The 3,868-nt window shown below is 61.9% G+C and carries 4 protein-coding genes; all 4 read right to left on the bottom strand.

Going from position 1 to position 3,868, the window contains the following annotated elements; all coding sequences use genetic code 11:
* Positions 1-705, bottom strand: a 705-nt coding sequence (locus tag JOY90_RS13890) for an energy transducer TonB (protein WP_291691693.1), incomplete at its 3' end; no start/stop codon positions are given.
* Positions 702-1,136 (bottom strand): TonB system transport protein ExbD, encoded by a 435-nt coding sequence (exbD, locus tag JOY90_RS13885; protein ID WP_291691692.1) that lies wholly within the window; start codon positions 1,134-1,136, stop codon positions 702-704. The genes JOY90_RS13890 and exbD, both read right to left, overlap by 4 nt.
* Positions 1,137-1,141: 5 nt before the next feature.
* Complete coding sequence (gene exbB / locus JOY90_RS13880; RefSeq protein ID WP_291691694.1) at positions 1,142-1,927, bottom strand: tonB-system energizer ExbB; 786 nt, start codon at positions 1,925-1,927, stop codon at positions 1,142-1,144.
* Between the two features lie 105 nt (positions 1,928-2,032).
* Positions 2,033-3,868, bottom strand: a 1,836-nt coding sequence (locus JOY90_RS13875) for a TonB-dependent receptor (protein ID WP_291691691.1), incomplete at its 5' end; no start/stop codon positions are given.

Here is a 3,868-nt window from a genome sequence, read left to right as displayed (position 1 = left end):
CGGCGCGAGAAAGCTATCGTCGGCCCCGGGCTTCTCGGCCGGGAACGGAGGAAAGGGACTGGCGCGATGCAGGAGCTCGAGTGCTTCCCGGTCGAGTACCACGTTGCCGGACGACTTCGATACGTCGCTTGCGATCACCTCACCCGCACGATTCAACTCAAATCGCACCACCGTCGTACCTGAGGCACCATGCGCCGCCGCCGGATAACGTTTGAAGCGTTGCAGATGACCGAACACCAGCGCATTGTAAGCGTTCGCGCTTGCCTGTGAGAACCGGCCGACATGCTCGGTCTTCGGAGGCGCGCGCGTCTCGGGCGCAGGCGGCTGCAACTGCGGCTTTGGCTCCTCAATTTGTTTGGGCGTCTCTTGCGGGAGGGTGACCTCGGCCTGCGCTTGCGGCGGAGGCGGCTGCTCGACCTTCTCGACTGGCTGCTCCTGCTTGGGCTGCTCCTTGGGCGTCTCCTCCGCCTGTTGCATGGTCGGGCCGACCGCGATGTCCTGGTTCTGGATTTCTGGCGAACTTGCTTCGACCGGAGCAAGCGTCACACTGATTGCCGGAATGATGTTAGGCGTCTTCGGCGCGCGGACGTACCACAAAGCAACCGCTGCCACGATTGCCGCATGCGCAAGCAGGATTGCCAGCGCCGCCAGCATCCAACGTGATACGCCGCGATTGTCGGGCACATGCAGAGCGTGGGCGTTCATGGTTTCGTCGCCGGCGCTTCCAGCCCGACCAGGGCGAGCTTGAGATAGCCGGCGTCCCGTAAGGTGTTCATCACCTCCATCAGCTCGCCATAGCTCAGTGATTTGTCGGCGCGAACGAAGATCGTCTCGTCCTTGTGGTTGTTGGTGGCGGCATCAAGTGCGCTCGGTAGGGTTTGACGATCTACGACGGTTTCGCCGACCGCAATGGTCTGATCCGGCTTGATCGTGACGAAGACAGGCTTGTCTGGCCGGGGCTGCTCCGGCGCGGTCGACGCAGGAAGGTTGACACCGATGTCTACGGTGGCAAGTGGCGCGGCCACCATGAAGATGATAAGCAGCACCAGCATCACGTCGATGAAAGGCGTGACGTTGATCTCGTGCTGAATTTCGAGATCATCGCCAGTCGAACGAGAACCGAGACGTACGGCCATGGCGGTCACTCCGCAGCACGCGACAGGACTATGCCCTGGCTGCGCTGCCCGCGGCTGACCAGAAGCAGCAGTTGCGCCGAGGCGTCGCTCAGGATCGCACGATAGCCGGCGATCACGCGGGCGAGATGGTTGTAGATCACGACCGCCGGGATGGCGGCCACGAGCCCGAGCGCGGTGGCAAGCAGCGCCTCAGCAATGCCGGGGGCAACCACCGCGAGGTTGGTGGTATGGGATTCCGAAATTCCGATGAAGGAGTTCATGATGCCCCACACGGTGCCGAACAGGCCGACAAAGGGGGCGGTCGCGCCGATGGTAGCAAGAATGCCGGTACCGCGTGAAATCTGTCGCGTCATCGCCGCTTCCACACGTTCCAGCCGAAGCGCAACACGCTCCTTGAAGCCATCATCGACGATACCGTCGGACAGCTCCGCCTCGCGCGCGGTCGAGAGAATCAACTGTGCGACAGCATCGCGATCGCCATCGCATTCATGGACCGCCTCCGTGAGGCTGCCGCGTTGCTCCAGCATCCTGACCCGGCGAAGTGCGCGGCTCCTCGAGACGCGTAGCTCAATGGTCTTGGCGAGCCAGATCGTCCAGGTGACGAGCGAGGCGAAGGCCAGCCCAATCATGACAGCCTTCACGACGATATCGGCGTTGAGGAACATTCCCCATGGCGACAGATTGCGCGGCAGCAGGGAATCCGGAACTTGGGCGAATGCGGGCGGCAAGTCGACCGCAAGGGCTACCAGAAGACCGAGGGCCGACGGCCGGTGTCGCCATAATCCGAGGATAGGCTTCTTTCCGCTATGTATCATCGCTTTCTTTCTTTTCTCGATCGGCCCCCCGATCGTTTCCCCGCACCTCGTGTGTTCTGCGAGAGCCTCGCGAAGTAGCTGCTAAAGCAATCCTTCAAGGTGATAGTTTACGCCAGCTTTGACTTGGTTGACTGCCGATTCCACGGTCACCCTATTGCCGAAAGGATTCACGAACGTCAAAGGTTTGCTGCCGAAAGCCAGATGATCATATTCAAGCTTTGCCGACCAATGTGACCCCAGCATGTATTCGAAGCCGCCGCCGGCGGTCCATCCGGGCCGTGTCGTGTTGGCCAAGGTGACGCCGTCGAGCCCGCTGTTCACCTCCATCTTGTAATCGGCATTCATCCACGCGGCGCCGCCCTTTCCGTAGAGCATCAGCGGTCCCATCACATAGCCGACCCTGCCGGTCAGCGTGTCGTACCAGTTGTGATCGCTGGTGATCGAGAGCGACGCGGTCCCTGCCGGATCGACGAAATTGGTCTTGCCCTGCGTCGACGACCAGTCGAGCTCGGCCTCGATGCCGACCAGCCAGCTCGGCGCAGCCAGATAATTGTAACCGAACTGCAAGCCGCCGAGCACGCCGCTCGGATTGGTCGAACCCCAGCCGATCGGCGTGAGCACGTGCTCGCCGGCGCTGAACGCGCCGCCGAAGTTGGCGCCGACATAAGCACCGGTCCAATAGTAGGCGATTGGGGCCGGGGCCTTGGTGTAGTAGCCGGGCATGACACCGGGAGTCTTCTCGGGGCCCCCGATCTTCTGCGATATGCCCATGTAGTAGCCGCGCCGTGGTCCGTATTGCGACGCGAACACGCCGACACCGGTACCGTTGCGGATCTGGTAGATGTAGTCGCCCACGTTGACCACGTCGAATCGCACCGTAACCGGCAGTCCGTTCCACCCGTTGGCAAATTCGTGCGAGACGCCGGTATTGACCTGCCAATAGGATGGCAGGTGGTCGCAGTTGGGACAGACCAAGCCTGGAAACAATGCCATCGAGGTCCGCAAGCCGCTACCATAGATAAAGGTTGCACTCGCAACGGTGCCGTCCAACCAACTATTGGTGTTGCTCCACCGGTACGCGACCCTTCCCGAACCCGTATAGGTTTGATCGTGATCAGTGTGGATCCAGTTGTTCTGGATGTAGACGAGGTCGTCCGGCGTGAACAGGGTCTGGTTCGATACAACCGTGTGCGCGTGCTGCACGCCCCACGCCCAACTGGTGTCAGCGGACAAGCCTCCCCACCTGAACCTGAGTTTCAGTTCGGCGCCGTAGTTCTCGGCTTTCGCGTAGTTGAACGCCGTGAGCGTGTAAGCCTGGCCGAACTGCCCGTCGTCAAGCAGATCGTCGGCGGTCTTGTAATAGATGCTGCCGCCAAACTCGAGGCTCGGGCAATTTATGGCGGGCACTGGCGCTTTGGTGGGCGTTCCGCCGACCAGCGTCGGACATTGCGGCAGCAATTGCTGCGTGAAGCCGGCGTCGTACACGTTCGCCCGCTCGGGTTGGATCGCACCGATATTCCGCAGCGGTTGGCCGGCCACCTGCCCGGGCAGCGCGGCGGCCTGATCGGGGGTAAGGGTCGGGGTACCCGCGGTGGTGTTGTCATAGATTTGCGTCGGAGGCACCCGACCCAACACCTGCGGTGCCGGTTCGAACGTCCGCATGTAGCCGATGTGGAGCACGGTCGACCACCATGGCTTATAGGTCACGCTCGCGCGCGGGCTGAACTGGTTCGCGTCGACATACTGGAAAATCTGGTCGAACCGCAGACCGTAGTTGAAGGTGACCTGATCGGTCAGGCGCCACTCGTCCTGGGCATAGCCTCCGAGCTGCCAGCCGAACAAGCTGCTGGTGTCGCGAATGTTGAACGGCGTGTCGATCGCCGTCAGCCCGCTCGGATCGTTGGGGTCGAGCGGCTG

Source organism: Bradyrhizobium sp., assembly GCF_019242285.1.
Classification (GTDB): Bacteria; Pseudomonadota; Alphaproteobacteria; order Rhizobiales; family Xanthobacteraceae; genus Bradyrhizobium.
Note: the sequence above shows the minus strand (reverse complement) of the source record. Positions and strands in the feature narration are given on the sequence as shown.